The organism is Paenibacillus rhizovicinus, assembly GCF_010365285.1.
GTDB lineage: Bacteria > Bacillota > Bacilli > Paenibacillales > Paenibacillaceae > Paenibacillus_Z > Paenibacillus_Z rhizovicinus.
Genome location: NZ_CP048286.1, coordinates 4,920,059 through 4,943,381 on the forward strand (window position 1 = coordinate 4,920,059; position 23,323 = coordinate 4,943,381).

Below are 23,323 nucleotides of genomic sequence, written 5' to 3' on the forward strand. Positions count from 1 at the left end.
AATACTGAAGTCTAGAAGGAACGGTGCGGCCTGCAAAGGCGTCTGCGCCGTTTTTCTGCCCTCACGGCGGAACGCAAGACTTAGGTGATCACGGAAAGGGGATTGGTTATGCAGCTGGAACAAACATTTGTTATGGTTAAACCGGACGGCGTTCGAAGAGGACTGATCGGTCCGATCATCGCGCGGTTCGAACAAAAGGGATTTACGCTTGCGGCCATCGAGCTGCTGCGAATTGACCGTTTGCTGGCAGAGCAGCATTACAGCGACTTGCGGACGAAGCCGTTCTTCGGCGAGCTTGTCGACTATTTAACTTCGGGGCCCGTGTGCGCGATGGTCTGGCAGGGGGAACATGCGGTAGAGAACGCGCGTGCCTTGATCGGGAAGACGAATCCCGTGGAAGCGTCTACCGGTACGATCCGGGGCGATTTTGCGATGGATATTGCAGGCAACATCGTGCACGGTTCGGATTCCGCGGCAAGCGCGGCACGCGAAATCGGCTTGTTTTTCGGCAAGCAGCCGGTATCTTCTCATCCGTTGGACCTCTATGCCAGCGAGCAAGGACATGGCGGCGAACAAACGGTGCATTAGCATTGCATCGGCTTATCGGACGAATGGACAAAAGGAAAGCCCTCGCGGTCTCTTATGGAGAACGGAGGGCTTTCGTTATATAAAGGGAAGGGGTAGCGGATAATTAGAACGATTCGTTAATGACCAATTTGCTGAGCGGCAAGCGGCCGGACGGACGCGCTGGCGTAGCTGCCTCGCCGAGGGCGATCATCATGACCGGGATGAAGCGGGAAGGGATTTTCAAAGCTTCAACCAGCTTCTCTTTGTCGAAACCGCCCATTGGCACGGTGTCGTAGCCTTTGGCTTTGGCTGCAAGCATCAGCTGCATGGAAGCAAGACCGGCATTCTTGTTCGCTTCGTCGCGCGCAACTTGCTCGAACGCATAGGCGCCTTCGATTTGCTTGATCATCGTGTCGGCAACTTCTTGCGGCATGTGGCCTGCTGCTGCTGCGCCTTCGAAGATTTCGCGGCCCGTGATTTGCGCTTGCAGATCGCCAAGAACGACGATTACCGCGGAAGCGTCGGATACTTGTTTTTGGCCGTAAGCGATCGGAAGCAAGAAGTCCTTCTGCGCTTGCTCTTGAACAACCAGGAAGCGCCATTGCTGCAGGTTCCACGAAGATGGAGCTGCTGCAGCGAGTTCAAGAATTTCGTTCAGCGTTTCTTGCGGGATAACAACGTCTCTCTTATACTGACGGACGGATTGACGGGCACGCATGACTTCTTCTGCTGTCAGGGCAGCAGTTGTATTGGTTTGGCTCATAATGACAACTCCCTTTTCATATGGATGAATTGTAAAATTAAGTAACTCAAATTTTGATATGTTACTAACGTAAGTATAATTTACTTACAAAAGATAAGCAACTAGTATTTTGGCATGGAAACGGATACATCGAAAAAATAAAAGGGGTTGACTGGCGGCTTGAGTACGTGGTAAATTATGGGCAATTGAATTTATGTCGCTACGGAAGCACCGTAACCGCGCAGATAACTGCGTCGTTATGGTGCTTTTTTTGCGTTCTTTTCATCCTCGGAGGAGTGTGGAATCGAAGATCATGAACAAACGAAATCTGATTGCGGCCGTAAACGACAGCGATTATATCGAGCGTCTTGCCGAATATATCCGTCATTCGTCGTTCGGCGAGAACTGGCAGCTGACGGCATTCACTAACGCAGCGGCGCTGCGCGGATTTATCCGCAGCGGGTATGCGATCGATCTGCTGGCCGCGCAGCCGGCCATGCTCGGCGAGCTGGGCGATCTGCCCGAGGATCTTACGACGGCTGCGTTCGTTGATTACTACGGGCAGTCCAAGTACGAGAAGGAATTGCTGCAGTTTCAGCCGCTGCCCCAGCTGCTGCAAGCCATTACCTCGCTGTATGCGGCCGAGGGAAACCAGCTGCCTAAACCGGCGCTTCGCGGGAAAGGGCCTGTTGTCGTAACCGTGTATTCCGCCTCGGGCGGGACGGGGAAGACGACGCTTGCGCTGCAGCTCGCCCGTCACGCCGACATCGCAGGGCTTCGATCGTTCTATCTCAACCTGGAACAATGGAATGCATCATTGCCTTTGTCCTCGGATGGAAGCGCGGGCGGCGATGATTTCTCCAAACTTCTATATGCGATCCAATCGGATTCCGATCAAGGCGTATCCGCCGTGTTGGCCTATCGCAAACGGTATCCGGCGTACAGCCTGGATGCGTTCGTCCCTTGCAATAATCCTGACGAGCGTCTGGCGCTCGGGACGGACCAGGCGAAGAAGCTGATTGCCGCCATTGCGGCTGCCGGCAATTACGGCCTCATTGTCGTGGATTTGGACAGCAGGATGGATGCCATGCACGCAGCGGTATTCGAGGAAAGCGATGCCATTCTATGGCTAACGACGCCGGATATCGCGAGCTTTCGCAAGAATGAGCTGGCGATTTCATTCGCCGACAGGAAGTTCGGACCGGAATTCAAGGCACAGAAGCCGAAGTTCAGGTTCGTGCAGGTTGGAGGCGCGCTGAATGATAGAACGTTAACGGATGGAAAGCAGGCTCGAATGGATGCCGTGCTTCCGTTCGTGGAGGAATGGGCGGGCGGCGAGTATTTAAGCGGGACAGGGGCGATGGTGCCGCAATATCGGGGCGCCGTGGACGCACTGCTCCGCAGGCTCGGCATCCTGTAGGAGGCGAGGACATGAGCGAAGAAACGATACAGCTCCTGAAGGAACGCATCCGCGGGCAGCTGGCATTGGACAGCGCCGTCTCGGACGGTGAATTGACGGGTAAGATCGAGCGCGTCGTGTTCGAGTGGTGCATGGATCATCCGCTGCCGGCAGGCGAGAAGGTCCAATTGGTGCGGCGTCTATTTCATGCCTTCCGCGGTCTCGATCTAATTCAGCCGCTGATGGACGATCCCTCCGTGACGGAAATCATGATTAACGGTCATGAGGAGCTCTTCGTCGAACGGGGCGGGCAGCTGATGCGAATGCCGTTCGCGTTCGAGAGCAGGGAGCGCCTGGAAGACTTGATCCAATCGGTTGTGGCCGGCGTGAACCGTGTCGTTAATGAATCTTCTCCGATCGTGGACGCCCGTTTGAAGGACGGATCCAGGGTACATATCGTGCTGCCGCCGATCGCGCTGAAGGGGCCGACGGTGACGATTCGGAAGTTCCCGGAGAAACCGCTATTAATGAGAGATTTGATCGGGCTAGGAGCTCTGCCGGAAGAGGCGGCCGGCTTTCTGGAAAAGCTGGTCAAAGCGAAATACAACCTGTTCATTAGCGGAGGAACGGGCTCCGGCAAGACAACGTTTCTGAACGCGTTGTCGCAATTCATTCCCGAGGACGAACGGCTGGTGACGATCGAAGATGCCGCGGAGCTGCAAATCGTCTCCATCCCCAATCTCGTCAAGCTGGAGACGCGTAATGCCAATACGGAAGGAAAGGGAGCGATCTCGATGCGCGAGCTGATTCGGGCTTCGCTTCGGATGCGGCCGAACCGCATTATCGTAGGCGAGGTGCGCGGCGGGGAAACGATCGATATGCTGCAAGCAATGAATACGGGCCATGACGGGTCTTTGAGTACCGGCCATTCGAACAGCGCCCGCGATATGATCGCGCGTCTGGAAACGATGGCGCTGGCAGGCGCCGATTTGCCCGTCGCCGTCATCCGGCAGCAAATCGGTTCGGCCATCGACGTTATCGTACATCTGTCCAGGCTTCGCGACCGTTCGCGCCGCGTCACGGAAATCTGCGAAGTGACCGGCATCGTGAACGGAGAGGTCGTCATGCAGCCGCTGTACCGTTTCGAGGAGGAAGGGGAGGCGAGCGGACGCTTGCTCGGCGAATTGAAGCGGACCGGGAATGAGCTGCAGCGGACATGGAAATTAAAGATGGCGGGCATCACCGAGATTTGGGGAGGCGAGGGCGCATGAGGATGCCTGTAAGCCCAAAGAAACCGATACGCCCGAAGAGAGATTGGATAGAATGGGCAGCTTGGCCGGATTCGGAGGCAGCAAGAACGAGGGCCCGCGACGCCGGGGGCTTGGTCCAGTATGCGGATTACCGGCTGACCAAGCGGCAATTCGTAACGGCGGCGCTGGTCGGGGGCGGAGTCGTATTCTTGGCAGCGTTCTTGTTTTATCGGTCGATCCCCGCGGCGCTCGTATTGTCTGCAGCCGGAATCGTCGTTCCCAGAGCGTACCGCAAGTTCCTGCTGGAACAACGCAAGGTGCGGCTGGCGCAGCAGTTCAAGGAGGCGCTTTACTCGATTGCTTCCTCGCTGGCAGCCGGCCGATCCGTCGAGAACGCCTTTATGACGGCGCATGAGGATTTGAAACTGATGTATCCCAGTCCGGAGACGGAAATCGTGAGGGAATTCGACGTTATCTCCGTTCGTTTGGGCATCGGGGAGCCGCTTGAGCAGGTGCTGACCGATTTCAGCAGGCGGGCTGGAATCGAGGATATTACGCAATTCACGGATGTGTTCACGACATGCAAGCGATCTGGCGGGGACATGGTGGACGTTATTCGCCGTACGTCCCAGATGATCGGCGAGAAGCTGGAGGTACAGCAGGAAATTTCCGTCATGGTCGCTCAGAAGCGGTTCGAATCCCGGATCATGATGGCGGTCCCTTTCGTCTTCTTGGCCTTCTTGAGCTTAACCGCGCCCGAGTATATGGCCCCGCTGTACAGCGGGGCGGGATATCTGTTGTTGACCGGAGCGCTGTTCGCACTGGGCGGATGTTATGTCCTGATGTCGAAAATCATGAAAATCCGCTTGTAAGGAGTCGGCGTTGATGGTGGCTGGTTGGGCGGTTGGAATACTGCTGACGGTAGTCTGGTGTTTCGCGATTATCGTGAGCCAACGGAGTGGCAGAGGCAAGAGAGATGCGAAAGAACGCTGGCTGTCGGCGCCGTTCCGGTATTTGCTGGAGCGGAGCGGGCTGCCGGATCGTTTCCAGACGCAGACGGCCGGCTTGCATGGCAAGCTGCTCCTGCTGCACGGAAGGGCTTGGACCGCTGAAGCGAGCCGCGGATTTATCGCCGAAGCAATCGGTTTCGGCTATATGGCCGCATGGGCAGGCGCCTGGTTGAGCGTCTTGAGCAGCGAGCCTGCATTGCTCGGTTTGGGGCTGTTGCTCGGAGTCGTCATTCCGGCGGCAAAATGGAGGGAAGTCGAAGGCACGGTAAAGCGCCGAAAACAAGATATCGTGCTGCTGCTGCCGGAGCTGCTCAATAAGTTGATGCTGCTGCTCGGCGCGGGGGAAACGCTGCAGCGCGCCTTGGTTCGCTGCGCGGAGCGGAATGACGAGCAGACGCTGCATCCGCTGCTGCTGGAGCTGCGCCGCGTGAACGAATCCGTCCGCAACGGCGAGTCGTTCGCCGCGGCGATGGAAATGTTCAGCCGGCGCTGCGGCGTACAGGAAGTGTCGGTGTTCACGACGACGATGCTGCTCAATTATAGACGCGGCGGAGACAGGCTGGTGCTCTCGTTGAAGGAGCTGTCTTATGCGATGTGGGAGAAGCGCAAGGCGATCGTCCGCGCTCGCGGCGAGGAAGCGTCTTCGAAGCTGGTATTCCCGCTTGTCGGCATCTTCTTCGTACTGATGGTGCTTGTCGCGTCGCCAGCGATATTAATGATGCGAGGTTAATAGGATCGACAAAACATTCCACTAGGGAGAGGATTCATATGCGCAAATTGAAGCAGGCGGTACGTTCGTTTTGGAAGAACGAGGAAGGCTTGGGTACGTTGGAGGTTGTGCTTATAATCGCGGTCGTTATTATTTTGGCGCTGTTGTTCAAGGACTGGATCATCGGCCTGCTCAAAGATCTGATGGGCAGCGCGGACGAGAAGGCGAACACGATTTTCGATGAGAGCTAATCGCTGGCTCGCCGAATTGGCGAAACGGGAAGACGGCAATTTTACGTTGGAAGCGAGTATGGTCTTCCCCGTGCTGTTCCTCATCTTGATTGCACTGCTTATGTTCAGCATGTACGCGTATCAGAACGTCGTCTTGTATCACACTGCTTCGCTGACATCGGAGCGGACGGCCTTTCGCTGGGACAACAGTTCGCGGGACCCGCTGAGCGGAATCGCCCCGACGGGCGAGTACGATGGATTGTATTGGCGGCTGGCGGATAACGGCGCGCTGAAAACCTTATTCGGCTTCGGATCAGAACAAGGAGGCGGCGAGGGAATTGAGATTGCAGTCGGGGCAAGTATGAGTGTAGACCGGGGTAGCGCAGCAGGTAATTCAGGCGATGGGGCGGGTGATGCGGGCGAAGGAGACAGCGGTGGAGATGGTGGTAGAGACATTGGCGGGGACGGGACGTCCTTGCCTGTGCGCAAAATGAAGGCGGAAGCCGCGCGAGTCGGCGGCCCGTTCGAAGGAACGATGCATTATTCCGGGACGCTGGAGAAGCGAATCGGTCTCAAGCTGCGCCAGCCGATCTCTATTCATCCGCTCGAAATGCTGCTCGGTCATTCGAGTCCAGTAACGGCAGGCTCCGCATCCATCGTCGATCCGGTCGAATTGATTCGCAACGTTGAGCTGGTGCGCTATTATACCGGGAAGTTCAAAGGCGGTATGGATAACGATAAACGCAACCAGGCCCAGAAGATATTAGGCGGACGGAAGGCGCTAAGCCCATGATCGGCGGGCGGCGAAACGGCCGGATTGCAGCATGGCGGCGCATTCGCCGCCGGCCGGGCTTCTCGATTTGGCGCCGGGAGGACGGGGCGGTTTCGATCTATCTGATCGTTTCGACGGCAGCCATGCTGTTGTTCACGTCGCTGTTGATCGATTATGCGAGAATCGCCGCGTTCAACAGGCAGACCGAGCTGGCCGCGCAGTCCGGCATTCGTTCCGCTTTGTCCGCTTACGACGAAGCGTTATATGAACGGTACGGTTTGTTCGGCGCGGGAGGAACGGACCGAAACGAGCTGTTCGCGCAGGCAGCGGACAATAATTGGCCGGACCAAGAAGAGAATGGCTTTCAGCTGCTGCGAATCAAGCGCGAGGCCTCACATGTGGACACGCAGGAAGTGCTTGGCAATCAAAAGGTGTTTACGCGTCAGGTGCTGGAGGAGATGAAGTATAAGGCGCCGATCGATTTCACGATGGAGATCGCCTCGCGTTTCGTACCGATGGGCTCGGCAATGAAGGAAGCGACCGCGACGATCAGCGTGCTGGAGGATGTCAGGAAGCTGTATGAGGAACGCGAGCAGCATCTCAAGCGAGTTATGGAGCTTCAGCAAGAGAGCGCTTCGAACGTATCCCGCCTGGAGGACGAGCTGGGGAGTGCTTCAGGGATCGTCAGCGGTTACGGCAGTTATGAAAGCTGGCGTCAAGCTGACGCTTCCTTGGACGAAGAAGAGGAGCCGGTGCATACGAGCGAAATCGCCGCTTATGTCAGCCAGTCGCAGAGTGAGGCCGCGTCCGTCAAGCGTGCCGCCGACGCCGGGTTGGAAAGCCGCCGCGGCGATACGCAGGAAGCGTTAGCCGAACTTCAAACGGCGGAGCAGATCAACGCAGCCATTGCATCCGCAGTTGAACGTATGCGGGAGTCGCAGGCATCCAGCGGTTTCGATCATTTGGCGGATGCGGATATTGCGGGAAGCGAGAGCTCGTCCATGACGACGGAAGAGCTATTTCAATATGGGGAAACAAGAGAGTCCGCCGAAGAGCTTGTGTTGGAATCGGGATGGTTTACCGCGTATCGGACTGAACTAAACGAACAACTGACTCTTTATGGGCAGATTGCGTCAGTATCGTCATCTTTCCAGTCCGCGGTTCTCTCGGCGGTATCCTCGACTGGGGGAGGCGGAGCGCTAAATGCAGCTTGGTCGAACGTGAATAATGCCGTAAACACGTATTCGGCACGGTATTTGAACCCGGGAACGGTCATTCAAGCCAGGCAGGACGATTTTCAGCGCCGGCATGCCCATGACGGAGAGCGCAAATCCAAGGAGGCTGCGGCCAAATCCAAATGGAGCGAAGTCAAGGCGCTGCTTGGCGGCATGACATCTGCCCCAGGCCAGGAAGAATTGAAACGGGATTTCGACGAAGTGAAGAAGCTGGCGGACGATAATTTGCAGTTTAATGAGGCTGCGACTGAGACGAAAGCAAGTGAAGATGAATCGCAAAGCACCGACAATCCAGGCGATGAAGCGGAGTCGGCGATGACCTCCATGGGATCGATGTTCGGCGGAATGGCCGATCTGCTGGCGGGCATCCGCGATCCTCTCTACGTCAACGAATATGTCAGTCATCGCTTTCGCAGCTTTGATCCCAAGAAGCTGCAGGGGATTTTTACGGGCGGTGACCAGGCATCGTTCTCGGAGGCGCTGGCGCTCCAGAATCAAGAAATCGAATATATCCTCTATGGGTTTCAAGAACCTGCTGCGAATATCGCTGCCGCTGCCGGGGAGGTATTCGCGGCACGGCTGGCGATCCGGACGATGGAAGGATTCATCGAATGCCGGGCGCTTGGACATCCGCTGCTCGTGTTGGCGGCGGCTGTCTTGTATGGGTTAGAGAAGGCGGTCGCGGATATGGTTACTCTGACGAATACGGGAAAAGTGCAGCTGTCGAAGTACGTTCCCGTCGATCTGACCTATGCGGATTATCTGCGCGTATTCCTTATTCTGCACGGCAGCGGAGCCCAAGCGAGAACGGCTCGCATCATCGCCGTCATCGAGCATAATACGGGTGCCGATTTAGCCCAGGCAGCGACGGGCTTATCCGGTGAAATGACGTCATCGGTTAATCTATGGTTCGTGCCCGGGTTAATGAAGATCTTTACGGCAGCAGACATATTGAGTGGAAAGGTAAATGACGGCCGTTATGAGAGAACGCAGTCGATCGGAACTTCATACGGATAGAAGGCGCGGCGAAGCGGGCAGTATTGCGCTCGAAGCGAGTTTGGTGCTGCCCATAGCGCTGATGGCGGTTATGTTCTTCATCTGTCTGATTCAAATGAGCGAGGCGCAGATGGCGCTTCATAGCGCAGTCTCGCAAACGGTCCGGCAAGCCGCAGCGAATATCCATCCGATTGATCTCGCCGTGCAGGGAGCGCAGAACGACAGTGCCGATCAGGCTGGCGAGAATGATGGAGATTCATCATCCGCGGACACGTCCGGGGACGCTTCGCAATCGGGTGGAGACTCGTCATCCTCCAGCGACGACAGGGCTGCCTCCGGCAGCAATATGCCTGCCGCAAGCGGTAATACGTCAACCGCCTCCGGCAGCAACATGCCTGCCGCAAGCGGTAATACGTCAACCGCTTCTGGCAGCAATTCGTCGGCCGCCGGCGAACCGCTGCCTGCAGTCCGATTCTTGGCAGACAAGCTGGAGAGCTGGCTGCCCTCGCCGTCCGGTCCGTTGTTGGCTGCGGCTTTGAGGGGCGATTGGGACACCATCGTGGATACTGCGGCTGCAACGGTTGGCCGTTCCGTTATCGAACCGATGCTTCGCCACGAAGCGGATACGTCCGTCCTTGATCCGGAACGTCTGCATCTTTCCAAGATCTCGCTGCCTGATCTGAAGAACAAAGATGATTTGTGCATTGCCATTGAGGCGGAATATGCATTCAAGCTTGGTTTTCCGTTCACGCGCAAGACTATCGTTCTCACTGAACGCGCGCAGGAACGGGTATGGACACCGGATACGCTGCCGTCGCCCAGGCTCGGGAGTGATGCCGATTCCGAGCATGCTCCGATCCAAATCGTGTTGATCGAGCCATCCCCCGCAAGGCCTGGTCACCAAGCAAGGGTAGTCGTCAAGTCAAGTCCGGGGCGCAGCTTATCCATTCAAGTGCTCTATAAGAGCGGCCGAAGCGTTGCCAGACATTTGGGCGATATCGTAACGGACGGCGACGGCGTTGCGGAGTGGTCATGGCTGGTGTCCGGCAATACGACACCCGGCACGTGGGAGATCGTCGTGACTGCAAGCGACGGAACGACGGCTGCCAGACATTTTGTCGTACAGAAGAAACCGGAAGGGGAGGAAGGAACGAATGGATAATACGGTGACCTGTATCTTGGCAGCGTTGTTCGTGGGCGCGGCATTTATTAGCGACATTCGGACGATGACCATCCCGAACGGGTTAAATATTGCCTTCTTCTCGCTCGGCGTCGCTTATCACTTGACCATTGGCGGCGCGGACGGAGGATTGCAAGCGATAGCCGGGGCGGCGGCAGGACTCGCTCCGTTAGTGATGCTCTATCTATTAAAAGGGATAGGGGCAGGCGACGTGAAATTTTTCGCTGCTTTAGGGGCGGTGGTCGGCGTCGAAGCCGTGCTGCAAGTATTTATGTACGCCGTCCTGTACGGCGGGTTAATGGGGCTTGTCATCCTGTTCGTGAATCGCTCATTCGGCAAGCGGCTCCTGCTCGGGGCGGTGTGCGTATTGACTTCCAATTCCCGGCTGCAGGCTTGGGAAGCGAACTTCACGGATTCGGGGAGCATGCGGTTTCCATTTATGATCGCGGTCCTCCCTGGGGCTGTGACAGCTTGGTGCATGATGACGTTGTAATGAACTTAGGAGGAATCGAAGATGATGATGGACGAGCTTCGGGTCGACTTCGCCATGAAACGCGGCCACGAAATGATTGTGGACTTGAAGTCCGGCGTGACCAGGGAACAACTGGACAGTATCGAAATTCAAATGCTGCAGGGGCAGCGGATTCCGAAGCTCTTGCCGATGGAATGGATCGATATTGACGGCTGCATCACGTTCCGCTATCCGCTGAACGGCAAACGGATGTTAATGCATCGGCTTCAGACGCAGCGAATGACGATGTTCGATTTCTATACGCTGCTGCTGACCGTCGTCGAAGCATTGGACGACTGCCGGCATTATATGCTTCGCGCAGATTGCTTCCTTCTGCACGAACAGTATATTTTCATCGGCGATCATTGGGATGATGCGGTGCTTGCTTACGTGCCGCTTCGCGAGCAGCGAGCGGTTTCTTCCGCAGGAGAAGCGGTGCTGGCTATGGCAATCCGCTGGGTAGGCGATATCGACGAGCCGGATGGGATCGGCTTGCAGCAGGTATTCCAGCATTTGCGGGGGGAGCATGTGTCGTGGGATCAGCTCCGGCAGACGCTGCTCGCATTGCTTGGAGCCAGCCTGAAGATAGTCGCGGTTGGGGAGGTACAAAGCGGCGAAGCTGCCAGGGGGGAGAAAGCAGCAGCTACGAAGGAGCAAGCTGCCTCTGCTAGTCCTCCATCTCTACGATTAGAAGGAGTTTCTATTCCCTTCGAGCAAACGCAGGCCGACCGGTCCGTGATCCATCACGAACGAGTGCCGGTGGAACAAGGTTGGGACAGCTTGAAAATAGCGGGCCGTTCTGACCAGGCAAGAGAGGTTGACCTTCCGTTAACCGAGATTCAAGAACAAACCAAAGGTTCGTCCAGGACAGGATGGATGATCGGTGCGGGAGCCGTGCTCGTCACTGCGATCATTTGGCGGTTCCTCTATTTAGCGGCGCCTACGCAGACGAATATGCTCCTTTCCAGCGGATTGACATTGATGATTGGAGCCATCGGTCTGATCGCGTTGCGTCGCGTCAAGGAAAGAGACATGGCCGGAGAACGTTCGGAGGAAGCACACACAGGATGGAGCGGCGGCGGAAAGGAATGGGCAGCTGACGATGATTTTGTGCCGAATTCGGTCGTTCTGGGTGCGGGAGGCTCGGAACGATTGGCCGGCAGGACCAGCGAATCGGCTGCAGCCTGGGATAATCGCCGGCTGGATGCGCGGCAGAATCCAGGGAATGAGGCACGGCAGGAAGCCTATCAAAGCCAGCGGCAGGCACCTCAACAAGAACGAGGAGTAGTTGATTCGCCGAATTCGGGGGGAGTCTCCTTCAAGCCGCAAAGTATTATGCCGCTCAAGGCAAATGACGCGACGGTCTTGCTCGGTCAAGAAGCCAAGGAGACGCCGGACGAGAAAAGCCATCTGCCTTGGCTGGAGAGGCAGACGGAGGGGCAAGCCGAGAAAATCCGGCTGGAACAGCGGCAGTTTATAATCGGCCGTTCTAATGAAGGAACGCATTACATGGATCAGGCATCCGGCATTTCAAGAGCCCATATGGAGCTCGTAGCCAGCGATGGCCGCTGGTCCGCCAAAGATATGGGGTCACGGAACGGAAGCAAGTTGAATGGCAACGCGATGGTGCCATACAAAACCTATGACCTCGCGGATACCGACGAGCTTCAACTGGCCGGCGATCAGGGGCCAGTTTATATTTTTCGAGCAGGTTGAATGATAGATAAGGGATCAATTGATACTTGCCAAAAGGAGAGATTTCGTCGTTCTCAAGAACGAGAATCTCTTTTTTGTTTTTTGCAGCTGTCCAAGCAAACCTCTATTTCGTTTGTTTCCAGTATTTAGTTGAATTGGTATACTGAGAAAGGATGACCTCAATGAAACTTACATTAGGCAAGTATGATGAGCAGTGCTTATTCGTATTTTGAAGGAACGTTTATAGAAGAGCCGATTTCTTACAACACATTATTCACACTTCGGGCCCATTCGGTCCTCGGTCCGGCAGATGTTAGAAGCGGATTCGGGGATGGATTTTCATTAGCAGGGAAGAGGAAGCAGCCGGATACATCTCACCACCTAACCGCGCCGTGGTGCTTGGAGGACTTGCTCCTTTATTTGAAAACGAGAGCAATTAAGAAGGAGAAAATTTTAATGGATTATTTATTAATATTAATAACTTTGGTTGTTGTGATTGGGTTTGCAGGGATTATAGGAAATCAATATTCCGGATTGAAGAAAATGGAATCAGTTCAAAAATCATTAGATGACATAAATCAAAAGTTACGGGAAATGAAATCTAAATAATGTAAAACTGAAACAGTAAACGATATAAGGGAATCCAAGGATAATGTGAGTAGTTCAAGAAGTCGGGGACATCACCTAACACCATATTCACGCATCGGGCATACGCCCATAAAAAGACGGAGGTATTATATGAAACCTGAGGTTTATGAATTTCAAGAGAAGAAAGTAATTGGAATAGGAAACATAGAAAGCCCTATAAACCCTGGAGATGTTTGGCCTATTTTATTTTCAAGAATTCAAGAAATACATGGTCGCAAGAATTCTCCTGAAACTCTTGGGGTTATTAAGAGAAATAAACCAGGGTATTTAGCGGGGATAGAAGTTGCACAAATGATAGAAATTCCAGAAGGTATGTTTTCTTATGTGATACCAGCTGGTCAGTATGTTGGAATGACTCATAAAGGCCCATTAAGTAAGATTGGTGAAACATTCTATACCCTTATAGATTGGCTAGCGTCAAATAATTATGATCAACATGACATTGTATGTTTTGAAGTCTATGATGAAAGATTTAAAGGTGAAGACCCAGAAAGTGAATTCGATTCTTATATTCAAATTATATGATTTATGAAGGATAACACTAAGAAGTGTGGTGCGTCGGCTAACACCGCATTCACGCTCAGGGCTTTGCCCTCGGTCCGGATCGAAGTAGAGAAGCTTGGAAGTGGAATTAGCCGGACACATCCGACATTCGTCGGATGTCTTGAATACACAGAACGTTATCTGAAATCAGAACTATGCTGAAAGAACTTTGAAAGGATGATTTTCATTGGGTGGAATTGCTCGGGTGTTCATCTCAAAAGAATAAATAGTAACGAAAATTACAAAGCCGAATATTCAACAATATAAACCTGTACCTTCTTTAGCAGGACAAGAAGTTCTAGAAGTTACTATGTATTACGAAACCCTTTCAAGAAGACCTTCAAAATTGAAGATTGTTGAATTTGACCGAATACAACTTGATAAGACTGGTGGATATGTTACATCAGACTATGAAAGAATTTGGTATGACAACTCCGGAAGAGATAGCTAAAGAGGATCGACCGCTGGCTGTACCGGTTGCACCTATTATTCCTACAGTTAAAGAGAAAGATGTCCTTTATTCATTTCTTTATGTTAAGTATCCAGAGATTGCGAAACAGGCTCCCCGAATAGTAGAATCCAGGATTTTTTTTTCGAAAGAGACATATCAAAAACATTTAGACTTCGTTAAACTGGCAATTAAGATTAGAAATGAATTATCTTCCTAGTTAATTCAAAGAGGGTGCTGACATCCTATAACACCGCATTCACGCTTCGGGCTTTACCCTAGGTCCGGACCGAAGTTGAGAAGTCTGGAAGTGGATTCAGCCGGACACACCCGTCATTCTTCGAGCGTCAAGAATTCAAGAACGTTATACGACAGTGAGGAGATATTAATTCAAAAGGAGAATTCTAAATGGGAATCTATGAAGGCTTTAAGATTCGGAAAGATGCTGGTGAGATATTAAAGATTGAGGAACTATCAACTGACATTCTTAAAACCATGTTTATTGATGAAGAGATATCAGATTATATGATTTCAAAATTGTTTGATGTGAAAGAATCAAAGATTTCCTACCAACGGAAGAAACATGGTATTACAATAAGGAACTCAATTCTAGATGATTTATTATTAGCGAAATCTGAAGACTCAAGAGAAAAGAATATTGCAGTAAAGAAACAATTACTTGTAGAGCAAAATATTACAATGATTTCTAAGGCAATTACTCATTTTACTTTAGGAATGAACCAATAGAAGATATGCATGCTAGTCCAAATGATCAGCTATCTGAAGCAGATATGAAAACATTAAATAAATATATGGTAAATAGGATAGCCTATATATTCAAACTAATTATTGAAGAAAGTTGGATTGAACTTGATTTCTTAATTAGAAGTACAGATGGAATGTATGGAAGTCAATGGGATGAAGCCGAACCTGATGATGGGGGAACAAGGCGAATTATTGAAATGATGTTAAGGAAATAAAACTGTGGGCTAATCAGAGCACCGTCGCATAACACCATATTCACGCTTCGGGCCATGCGGCCCTCGGTCCGGTAGAAGTTAGAAGAGGATTCGAAAAGGAATTTCAGTAGCAGGGAAGCAGATTCAGCCGGACACATCCTTCCACCTAACCGCGGTCGCGGCGAGGGGCTTCGCTCCTTTAATGTGGAAGGACGTCGTGAATACAAGAAGGTTTATCCGAAACCTCTTATAGCTACAAAGCTAGTAATTATCAAATCAGTATCGAAATGTGAGAATTTAATAAATACAACCATTAGTATTATGAGGTGATTTGCAATATGTCGAACAGAGACCATTCAACAGTTGTTCAGTCAGTTAAAGATTTTCTTGGCACTGATGAAGATTTAAGCCCACAAGAGTTATATGAAATGCTATATCGGTATCGCTTAAAAACACATCCCGATTTATTTAAAGAGACGGACGAAAAGTCTGAGGCCGAGGATCGATTTAAGACATGTTATAAACACTTAGATAATCTATCAGAATATATGATGAAAGAAAGAATGATAAATCCTAGGGATATAGTCGTGTATGACAAGGATTTTGAGATCGTTCAGAGTAAACAAGAGTTGCTGAAGAGTGAAAGGGAATTAGAAAGATATAAAAATGAAATACAGTATCTTCAATTATCATGTAGTAATTTATCCGATAAAGTCAAAACTTTGGAAAGTGAAATTAAATCATTAAAATCGACTAAAGTCACTGAAAAAACACAAGAGTTAGTTGCTTCTTATAAACCAACGGTGAGGAACTATAGGGCACTGGGAATTACGTTTGTATTGTCTGCTCTGATTGCAGTATCTACTCAAATAGAACAACTTAGCGGTACTGTTTTTAAATATTCGCCGCTAAATAAATCTTTACTAAATTCTATTGTTTTTGTTATTTTTCTTTTGGTTATCACATTGTATTTAAAGAGGTTCATTGAGCACAAAAAAGTAGATACGTTTGCTAAGGCTGTAAAGTCGCAAGGTAGCATTAATGGTTTTTATGAATACTTAACTGAGAATGCTAAAGACAAGGAATTTAGCGAATTTGAAGTTTACCAATATATTGAGTTGAAATTTACGCCCAATAACTTTATTAAGAAACATTTTCACTCTAAGATTATCAAGGTGAATGAGGAAGAAACGTATGAAATTCTAAAAGAAATATTTATATATAGTCTCTTTGTTAAGAATCTAATTACATATGCTGGATCTGAAAATCTAAAACAAAAATTTAAAATTAAAAATTCCAATTCATTAAGATTTGACGAGTTAAATCTAGACTTTGAGTTTTAAGAATAATCAAGTTTTTAAGTATACAGCTATAAGAGCGTCTCTATGAAGGGGCATCGGAAAACACCATATTCACGCATCGGGCCATACGGCCCTCGGTCCAGCCGAGGTATGATATATCTTGAGGATGCAATTGGCAGTAGCAGGAAGCATATTCAGCTAGACACATCCGCACCGACTAAGCACATCGCGCCCGGCTCCTTCGGGGCCTTAAGTCGGTGGAACGTCGTGAATATAAGAATGTTATACACAATAGCTGCAGTACAGTACAAATAAATTAAAGGGATGACAATTCCCAGGTGATATTATGGCATTGAATCATGAATTCTTTTTTCTTCCCAATGACTTACATCCTAGTAATCGAATAGAGTGGTATTATCACAACCGGAATACCTGGAAACATAAAGTGGAATTATCAGATGACATAGTTACCTATATAATTGATTTTCTTAATTGGGTCCCCACCTACAATCCAGAGACTAAAGTTGAAGGCTTTGGACTTAATTATTATGGCATCACTTTTATAAATAATGAAGGATCTAAGAAGCTTTTAAATGTCTTGAACAGTTGGAGTTCATTGATACATGAGGCACCAGATATTATCAACTTTAAGGGTCCGACAATATGGCGGGAAGAACCGGATGGAGATACCTATTGGGAAGAAACACGTAATAAAATCTCCAAAACAAAATATCTACTTGAAATTCAAAAACTAATTGATTTTGCAAAACAGTCTTCAAATAACAAAGGATACATAATGCATTACGGAATTTGAAGAACGGTTGAAAGTATTTCAAGACGGCAACTACTGAGTATAACACCGTATTCACGAGGGCTTACGCCCTTGGTCCGGACCGATGCAGAAGTGCCGAGGGTAGATTCAGCCGGGCAACCCTGCGAGGCAAAGTCTGGCTCCCCGTTCCCTACGGTCACTTAAGCCTCTCGGGTTCGCGATACACGAACGGTAGGCAACATTGCTGAAGACTATTTATCTATTTTTGGAGGTCTTTTATGTGGGTTTCATATGAAGAAATTAGAAATCATCCTCCTGATTTTAGAGTTAACTATCGATTTTATTTAACAGAAGAAGGGGGAAGAAGAAATTTACCTTTCCAGGGATATAGAAGTGATTTTTCTTATGAGGGAGACGATATTAAAGAAACGGGGATTTACATGATTCATCCGGAATTTGAGGATGAATTAGGGGAAGTCATATTTGAAGATAATATTCAGGTGCCTCAAAGAGGCACAGCAAGGATGTGGGTGTTAATACCTGAAATGAGGAGCGAAATACATAAACATCGGATCAAGATTGGAGTTAAGGGATATTTTATGGAAGGATCAAAAAAAGTAGGAGAAATGGAAGTCATAGAAATAATGGGCTTATATACAAATCCTGAAGAAGATAAATAAAGATTTGCTAGCATATCAGTGAGGGTTCGTGAATCCAAGAACGCTAGCTGAAATAACCGAGACCATAAAGAAATTACGGTGGGATGGCCATGAAGTTTTCATACAAACTCAATAGTGTTGGCTGGGCTGATGTCCATCTTCAAATTGGAAGTTCAGAGATTTACATTTTTCCAAGCTATTTGTCAGAACCATTAATAGATCTAGTTAAATCCATTTAATTGCTAATCCCTGAATGTACTCCGTCTGATGTAAAGAATGTTGTTCAATTTGACTGGGAATCAGAACCTGCAATACATAGCTGGAGCATTAAAAAGATATCAAATGATAAAGTGCAAATAGCAATTACTGTTTTTATTGATGGCATTAAAGAGATTCCAGGCAAGTTAGAATTCAATGAAGAATGTGAACTGAAGCAACTAATTACAGAAGTCGTTATTTCAATGGAAACAATACTAAAGAATCATGGGATAGTTGGATATAGAAAACAGTGGAATGCCCAAGACTTCCCGCTTGGTAGTTATTTACAAATGAAATATTATTTATTGAATAACAGTAAATTCCCGTTAGTAATTAATAATCCAGATGAGTGGAATGAAAATCTAGAAACAAATCTCTTAGATGAATTGAACTTAATAAAGAAGAGTGTTTTTTAGCTATTTCGAGAAGAGGTGACTTTAGCTAACACCTCATTCATGCAGCGGCCTGTCGCCCTTGACCCGGACCTAAGTTGAGAAGCCTGGAAGTGATTTCAGCCGTACATATCTGACATTAGTTATTCGAAACATCTGTGCTTCTGTGTAAACATCAAGTACTTGGGAGGGATATCATGGAGGATTTTGAATCGTTTAAATATAACCTCGATTATAAGACAAGAGATAGTTTACTCAAAGTGGAGATAGATTGGGAAAATCGAGCATTAATGAGAAGAGTGGTACGATTTGAACCAGTAAGAATTAATGTATTAGAGAAATTAATGGAACTGAAATTTATAGACCCTGAAGAACGACATAATGATGCACCAAGCATTCAATTGTTCTATGAATTTTTAAGGAAGCACCAAAGCGTATTTGTATACGGATACGTTGTCTCACCTTTTCGCAATGATTATAGGGTATCAATTGAAGGAATGACAGTAATTGAAGAAGATATAACTGAATGTTTAAAGAAAGATTTTTTTGAGTTCAATAAAACAGCAAGTGAAATAAAAACTGATTCAGGATTAGTAAGTTGGTGGGACTGAAAGATATCTTTTGGTAGATAACTCAAGAAGACAGTTACCTCGGATAACACCGTATTCACGCATCGGGTCACCAGGCTCTCGGTCTGGCAGAGCTGGACAGCCCTGCACTGGCTAAGTCCGTCGGACCCGGGGCATGCGCCCCTTAAGCCAGTGAGGGTTCGTGAATACAACAACGTTATGTGAATTTCTCCAAGATCGAATGACAAATCATGAAGAGATGGAGTGTGTTTTATGGGAGCATGGGGAACGGGCATTTTTGAGAACGATGATGTCTTGGATTGGAAAGCAGATCTATTAGAATCAGAGGGCATAGAATTAATTAAAGAAACCATTGAGTCAGTCATAGATGAGGAATATGTAGAAGTAGATCTTGCTTCAAATGCTCTTGGAGCCATTGAACTTCTTGCTGCATTGCAAGGAAAACCAGGTGAAATACTAGTTAATGATTCAAATTATGTAGAAGGACTTCATGAATGGGTTGAAATACATAAAGGACAAGGAAAAAGCTTACTACCTATAGCTAAGAAAGCAATTAAGAAGATAAAGAAAGAGTCTGAACTAAAAGAGTTATGGGAAGAGTCGGAAGAATATAAAACCTGGAAAAATATTGTGAATGAATTAGAGGGCCGTTTGTAAATATTTCTAGGAGTGGAGCTCTTCACATAACACCATATTCACGCTTCGGGCCATTCGGCCCTCGGTCCGGCAGAAGTAAGAAGATCAGTAGCGAGGAAGCAGATTCGGCCGGACACACCTGCACCCCCTAACCGCATCGCGGCCAGTCGCTTCGCTCCTTTAGCTCCTTTAAGGTGGTAGGACTTCGAGAATCCAACAACGTTAGCCGAAAGAAGTTCTTACATGTTTGGAGGAGCTTATATGATTTTAGAAAAAGTTATAAATAGAATTGTAATACAAAGTGAGTATAAGGATTTTGTTGATAAGTATAAAGACAATATACTTACCGAATTTAAAGGTAAGATTCATAGCATTTATATGTGTGGCTCGATTCCAAAAGGAACTGCTAAACCTTTTAAGTCAGATGCAGACTTTACTATTGTATGTGAAAATCCCAAAGATATTGATTACGAAAGATTGTCAACTATTAAAGACAGGCTTTTGGAAGAATATTCAATAGTAACTAAAATTGATACGATAATTTGCTCAATTGACGATGTATTAAGTAAACCGAATGAGTGGGGTTTTTGGATTAAGATCATTTGTGTTTGTATATATGGTCATGACGTTGGTGAAAAAGTGCCACCGATAATTACTTCTCCAGCGTTCATTTTAGACTTAAATACAGAGACCAAGGAGGAAGTAGGTCGTATACATAATTTACTATTTAATGCTAGCGATAACACAATGAAAACTAGATATATGAAAGGTTATTCTAAGAGATTAATTCGTGCATTATACTCTCTGGTTCTAGAAGATACAGGTGTATGGCAAGATGACATTATTAAGATGAAGAATGCCATATTAGACTATTGCGAGATTGACTCCGCTTTAGTTGATTATCTGTATGCTTGTTACTTGGATAGTCATGTACCTGTTGAAGAGTTTCTAGGAATTGCAGATGAAGTTTATAGCTATTTTGAGAACGCCTTAAATACAATGGCTGCTTCCAGAACTTCCTTCGGCTAACACCGTATTCACACTCGGGGTCAATCTGAGAAGCGAGTGATCACATCCAGCCCCCCTAAGCCCGTCGGGACGTAACTGCATTAGGTGTTCGGCAAGCCTCACGAAGTAATAGTCAACACTAACTTAAAGATTGAAAGGAAAACAACATGAGATCAGTAGTTAAGAGATCAACTATCATTTATGGAATTTTTGGAATAGTACTAGGAATAGTCTTTTTTATTTACTCTCTAAATTCAAGTGATTTTGTTTTTAACATGGACGAGAAAGAGATCCATGGATATAAAGCTGGATTAATAGCCGTTGTCTTTATGCCAATTATAATGGCAATTGTCGGAGCGGGACATGGAGTCATGTTTTGGTTCCCTTTTATTTATATTTATCGGAAGATAATGAAAAAGTGACAGGCTAACTACGTCGCGGCCATTCCCTCTGCTCACATAAGCCAATGAGGGTTTGTGAATACAAGAACGTTACATATAAAAGGATCGCATAATTTGAAAATCAATGAGGGAGTATTATGTCTCCGAAAAAAATAGGTGCAGTAGTTTTAATAATAGCAATTTGTACTGTGTTATTAAAATTAATCGGCGGATCATCACATAGTGACAATATCAGTGAAACGATGGAATCAAATATTAGGAATAGCTTTTATAAATTCGGAATGATGACGAGACAACAACGAATTCAAGATGCTTTTAATTACTATAAGCAATTAGGATTTTATAAGGATACACAATTAACAGTGGAGGATGTGACTGAGAAAATAAATAAAGAAAATCAATTTAGTCAGTTTTTTGACCCTTTTAGTCCATCCGAAGAAAATTACTATTTTGCTTTTGGTGATCTATTCGTGTGGGGGTTAGACAATAGTAAGACCTGGTTCAAGGACCTCGAAATGGATGTCGTTGAAGGGAATAATGCTTATGTAAAGACGTTAAAAGAGTGGTCTGATATTTCGCAAGGTGAATTTATACTGACAGATGTTCATGAAGAATGGAAGAGTACAGAAGGTCCAGTGAATGTATACTTCACACTAAACAATAAGCAATACAAATATAAATTATCAAAGCAAAGTGATTTCATTAACATGGAGATATTGAAGGATATCAATAAACTTATTGATGACACAGGATTCCAATATTATTCGATAGCCATGGATCAAAGTGTATTTGTTGTTTTACTAACAGAAAATGAAAAAGAAAGAATAGAAAGCGATCGAGCAGTTCCTTTTGATTTACCTAACCGAAATTCGGCCGGCACCTTCGGGTCCGTGCTGCTGCTGGATGTCCAGATTTATCATGGCACGAGGTTCCACTATATTTTAAGAAGATATTAAAAGAACTCAACCTTACGGATAGCCTCGACAACAATATTGAAAAAGTAAAAGAAGAAGGCTTTTTGGGAGAATATAAGAAAGGTTTACGACTGGGGGGAGAAATTCTTAAGAAGTTTGAGAACATACGCAAAGAAATTGGTTTTTATGAAATGGTGGGTTTAACAATAACTGGTGATGACGATGAAGGTGAGCATACGAGTGGTTATCATACTTTGGACGGAAAGCTTTATGGAGATCAGCTAGAGAATGAAATTCGTATTCACTTAAAAAGGGCAGGTAAGATTTAAAAGCAATTAAAGGTAATTACAGCGAGCCTAAGTCTGATGAACCGTTCGCTGTTGTTCGCCTCAGCCTCTCGAGTTCGTGAATACAAGAACGTTAGATGAAAAGCAAAGGAAGGTAATTGATGGACAAATTCCAGAAAAGTCTTCTTTTAAATAATCTGATCATATTATTTGCGTTGCTCAATGCTTTTCAGCATTTGTACGGAGATATTAGAAGTATGCTCGATCTAACTCAATTATCTAATGGCACCATAAAAGATGTAACCTATTCGTATTTAAGTAGTATTACAGTTTACACAGATCGTGATACTTTTCATATTTATATATTTTATCCACTTATAGTTGCTTTTTACGGTATTCTTTCTAATCTGCTATGTCTTTTAATTAATTATCGGAAGAGCAAATGAGTTTATTTACATACAAGAATCCTATGAATACAAGGGGAATTGAATGAGAAGCAATACAAGATACCTTATAATTCTGATTGCTATCCTCCTAGGTATAGGCTTAGCATACTACTCTTATAATCAATATCAGATAATAAATAGTAACAAGTATAAGGCTTTAAAGTACTTGAAGGAAAACAATAAAACTCAAACATTTGAATATGTTGGTGAATCTAAAGAGGAATGTTACATGATGGTTGGGTGTGAAACCGAAGTCTACTTTAAAGGTGAAGATAACCGAGAGAAGATAACAGTGTTGATTCATAATGGAAAAGTTGTACCTATGTTACCACTAAATAAGATCATGGAATAATAGCAGCCGGACAACCTTGCACTGGCTAATTCTAATGACCTGCGCACACGTACTTAACCAGCACAAGAAAGAAAGGATAATCTACATGCTTATATTTAAAGCTACGAAAGATACGTTGAAGGATCTTAAAATTCAGCCTGGAACAGTTGGTAAATCAGATTTATTTTTCTGTTGGCATGTAAACATCTTTAATCTATATCGAAAGAAACATTACGTGTTTATGAATGATCTTACAAGATTGAGTCTAACAGTCACCGGCATAAGATCGGGACAGAATCAAAAACTTAAAGAACTATTTCTGAATGGCTTAGATGGAATAATAGATTTATCTATAAGGCTATAGATTATAAAAATCCAATTGAAGTATTTATTAAAGAACTTAAGCAAAGATATACAAGTTAAATTAAGAATAT

Annotated in this window: 28 protein-coding genes; 27 read left to right on the top strand and 1 reads right to left on the bottom strand. The window is 47.0% G+C overall.

The genetic code is table 11. The features are described from left to right. The first annotated feature begins 114 nt into the window (after positions 1-114). Positions 115-588 (top strand): nucleoside-diphosphate kinase, encoded by a 474-nt coding sequence (ndk, locus tag GZH47_RS22095; RefSeq protein WP_162645372.1) that lies wholly within the window; start codon positions 115-117, stop codon positions 586-588. A gap of 103 nt (positions 589-691) precedes the next feature. Here ndk and GZH47_RS22100 read toward each other — a convergent pair whose 3' ends face one another. Then, positions 692-1,330: a nitroreductase family protein gene (locus GZH47_RS22100; protein ID WP_162643188.1), complete on the bottom strand. Its 639-nt coding sequence runs from the start codon at positions 1,328-1,330 to the stop codon at positions 692-694. Positions 1,331-1,622: 292 nt separating this feature from the next. Here GZH47_RS22100 and GZH47_RS22105 point away from each other — a divergent pair, with 292 nt between their 5' ends. The 26 genes from GZH47_RS22105 to GZH47_RS34675 all read left to right on the top strand — a co-directional run bounded on the left by GZH47_RS22105 (position 1,623) and on the right by GZH47_RS34675 (position 23,253). Then, positions 1,623-2,729 carry a P-loop NTPase family protein gene (locus GZH47_RS22105; protein ID WP_162643189.1) on the top strand — a complete coding sequence of 369 codons (1,107 nt, stop codon included), beginning with the start codon at positions 1,623-1,625 and terminating at the stop codon, positions 2,727-2,729. An 11-nt stretch (positions 2,730-2,740) separates the two neighbouring features. After that, the gene (locus GZH47_RS22110; RefSeq protein WP_162643190.1) at positions 2,741-3,979 is read left to right on the top strand and encodes a TadA family conjugal transfer-associated ATPase; all 1,239 of its coding nucleotides are present in this window, start codon (positions 2,741-2,743) and stop codon (positions 3,977-3,979) included. After that, positions 3,976-4,830, top strand: a complete 855-nt coding sequence (locus GZH47_RS22115; protein ID WP_162643191.1) for a type II secretion system F family protein — start codon at positions 3,976-3,978, stop codon at positions 4,828-4,830. The genes GZH47_RS22110 and GZH47_RS22115 overlap by 4 nt, the downstream gene beginning before the upstream one ends. A gap of 13 nt (positions 4,831-4,843) precedes the next feature. Next, positions 4,844-5,698 (top strand): type II secretion system F family protein, encoded by an 855-nt coding sequence (locus GZH47_RS22120; RefSeq protein WP_162643193.1) that lies wholly within the window; start codon positions 4,844-4,846, stop codon positions 5,696-5,698. 38 nt (positions 5,699-5,736) lie between these two features. Further along, a complete protein-coding gene (locus GZH47_RS22125) occupies positions 5,737-5,928 on the top strand; it encodes a Flp1 family type IVb pilin (protein ID WP_162643194.1) in 192 nt (63 codons plus the stop codon). Beyond that, positions 5,918-6,700 (top strand): TadE/TadG family type IV pilus assembly protein, encoded by a 783-nt coding sequence (locus GZH47_RS22130; protein WP_162643195.1) that lies wholly within the window; start codon positions 5,918-5,920, stop codon positions 6,698-6,700. The genes GZH47_RS22125 and GZH47_RS22130 overlap by 11 nt, the downstream gene beginning before the upstream one ends. Further along, complete coding sequence (locus GZH47_RS22135; RefSeq protein ID WP_162643196.1) at positions 6,697-8,931, top strand: hypothetical protein; 2,235 nt, start codon at positions 6,697-6,699, stop codon at positions 8,929-8,931. Before GZH47_RS22130 ends, GZH47_RS22135 begins: the two co-directional genes overlap by 4 nt. Next, positions 8,894-10,072 (top strand): TadE/TadG family type IV pilus assembly protein, encoded by a 1,179-nt coding sequence (locus GZH47_RS22140; RefSeq protein ID WP_162643197.1) that lies wholly within the window; start codon positions 8,894-8,896, stop codon positions 10,070-10,072. The genes GZH47_RS22135 and GZH47_RS22140 overlap by 38 nt, the downstream gene beginning before the upstream one ends. Beyond that, positions 10,065-10,583: an A24 family peptidase gene (locus GZH47_RS22145; protein WP_162643198.1), complete on the top strand. Its 519-nt coding sequence runs from the start codon at positions 10,065-10,067 to the stop codon at positions 10,581-10,583. Before GZH47_RS22140 ends, GZH47_RS22145 begins: the two co-directional genes overlap by 8 nt. A 21-nt stretch (positions 10,584-10,604) precedes the next feature. Next, positions 10,605-12,317: a DUF6382 and FHA domain-containing protein gene (locus GZH47_RS22150; protein WP_162643199.1), complete on the top strand. Its 1,713-nt coding sequence runs from the start codon at positions 10,605-10,607 to the stop codon at positions 12,315-12,317. 435 nt (positions 12,318-12,752) lie between these two features. Continuing rightward, complete coding sequence (locus GZH47_RS22155; RefSeq protein ID WP_162643200.1) at positions 12,753-12,905, top strand: ABC transporter ATP-binding protein; 153 nt, start codon at positions 12,753-12,755, stop codon at positions 12,903-12,905. 129 nt (positions 12,906-13,034) lie between these two features. Then, the gene (locus tag GZH47_RS22160; RefSeq protein ID WP_162643201.1) at positions 13,035-13,469 is read left to right on the top strand and encodes a GyrI-like domain-containing protein; all 435 of its coding nucleotides are present in this window, start codon (positions 13,035-13,037) and stop codon (positions 13,467-13,469) included. A gap of 380 nt (positions 13,470-13,849) precedes the next feature. Further along, positions 13,850-14,155: a hypothetical protein gene (locus tag GZH47_RS22165; protein ID WP_162643202.1), complete on the top strand. Its 306-nt coding sequence runs from the start codon at positions 13,850-13,852 to the stop codon at positions 14,153-14,155. A 188-nt stretch (positions 14,156-14,343) separates the two neighbouring features. Beyond that, a complete protein-coding gene (locus tag GZH47_RS22170; protein ID WP_162643203.1) occupies positions 14,344-14,682 on the top strand; it encodes a hypothetical protein in 339 nt (112 codons plus the stop codon). Between the two features lie 5 nt (positions 14,683-14,687). Beyond that, complete coding sequence (locus GZH47_RS22175) at positions 14,688-14,915, top strand: hypothetical protein (protein ID WP_162643204.1); 228 nt, start codon at positions 14,688-14,690, stop codon at positions 14,913-14,915. 317 nt (positions 14,916-15,232) lie between these two features. Next, entirely contained in the window at positions 15,233-16,237 is a 1,005-nt protein-coding gene (locus tag GZH47_RS22180) for a hypothetical protein (RefSeq protein ID WP_162643205.1), read from the top strand. A 304-nt stretch (positions 16,238-16,541) separates the two neighbouring features. Continuing rightward, positions 16,542-17,009, top strand: coding sequence for a coagulation factor 5/8 type-like protein (locus GZH47_RS22185; protein WP_162643206.1), 468 nt, complete (start codon positions 16,542-16,544; stop codon positions 17,007-17,009). A 236-nt stretch (positions 17,010-17,245) separates the two neighbouring features. Next, on the top strand, positions 17,246-17,647 hold the full coding sequence (locus GZH47_RS22190; protein ID WP_162643207.1) for a hypothetical protein: 402 nt from the start codon (positions 17,246-17,248) through the stop codon (positions 17,645-17,647). Between the two features lie 329 nt (positions 17,648-17,976). Further along, a complete protein-coding gene (locus GZH47_RS22195) occupies positions 17,977-18,300 on the top strand; it encodes a hypothetical protein (protein ID WP_162643208.1) in 324 nt (107 codons plus the stop codon). A gap of 173 nt (positions 18,301-18,473) precedes the next feature. Further along, positions 18,474-18,887 (top strand): hypothetical protein, encoded by a 414-nt coding sequence (locus GZH47_RS22200; RefSeq protein ID WP_162643209.1) that lies wholly within the window; start codon positions 18,474-18,476, stop codon positions 18,885-18,887. Positions 18,888-19,118: 231 nt separating this feature from the next. Next, on the top strand, positions 19,119-19,523 hold the full coding sequence (locus GZH47_RS22205) for a DUF4259 domain-containing protein (protein ID WP_162643210.1): 405 nt from the start codon (positions 19,119-19,121) through the stop codon (positions 19,521-19,523). A gap of 240 nt (positions 19,524-19,763) precedes the next feature. Beyond that, positions 19,764-20,531 (top strand): nucleotidyltransferase domain-containing protein, encoded by a 768-nt coding sequence (locus tag GZH47_RS22210; RefSeq protein WP_162643211.1) that lies wholly within the window; start codon positions 19,764-19,766, stop codon positions 20,529-20,531. Between the two features lie 517 nt (positions 20,532-21,048). After that, a complete protein-coding gene (locus tag GZH47_RS22215; RefSeq protein WP_162643212.1) occupies positions 21,049-21,867 on the top strand; it encodes a hypothetical protein in 819 nt (272 codons plus the stop codon). 62 nt (positions 21,868-21,929) lie between these two features. Further along, the gene (locus GZH47_RS22220) at positions 21,930-22,154 is read left to right on the top strand and encodes a hypothetical protein (RefSeq protein WP_162643213.1); all 225 of its coding nucleotides are present in this window, start codon (positions 21,930-21,932) and stop codon (positions 22,152-22,154) included. A gap of 447 nt (positions 22,155-22,601) precedes the next feature. Next, positions 22,602-22,910, top strand: a complete 309-nt coding sequence (locus tag GZH47_RS22225; protein ID WP_162643214.1) for a hypothetical protein — start codon at positions 22,602-22,604, stop codon at positions 22,908-22,910. An 85-nt stretch (positions 22,911-22,995) separates the two neighbouring features. Beyond that, on the top strand, positions 22,996-23,253 hold the full coding sequence (locus GZH47_RS34675; protein WP_404823703.1) for a DUF6933 domain-containing protein: 258 nt from the start codon (positions 22,996-22,998) through the stop codon (positions 23,251-23,253). Positions 23,254-23,323 lie beyond the last annotated feature (70 nt).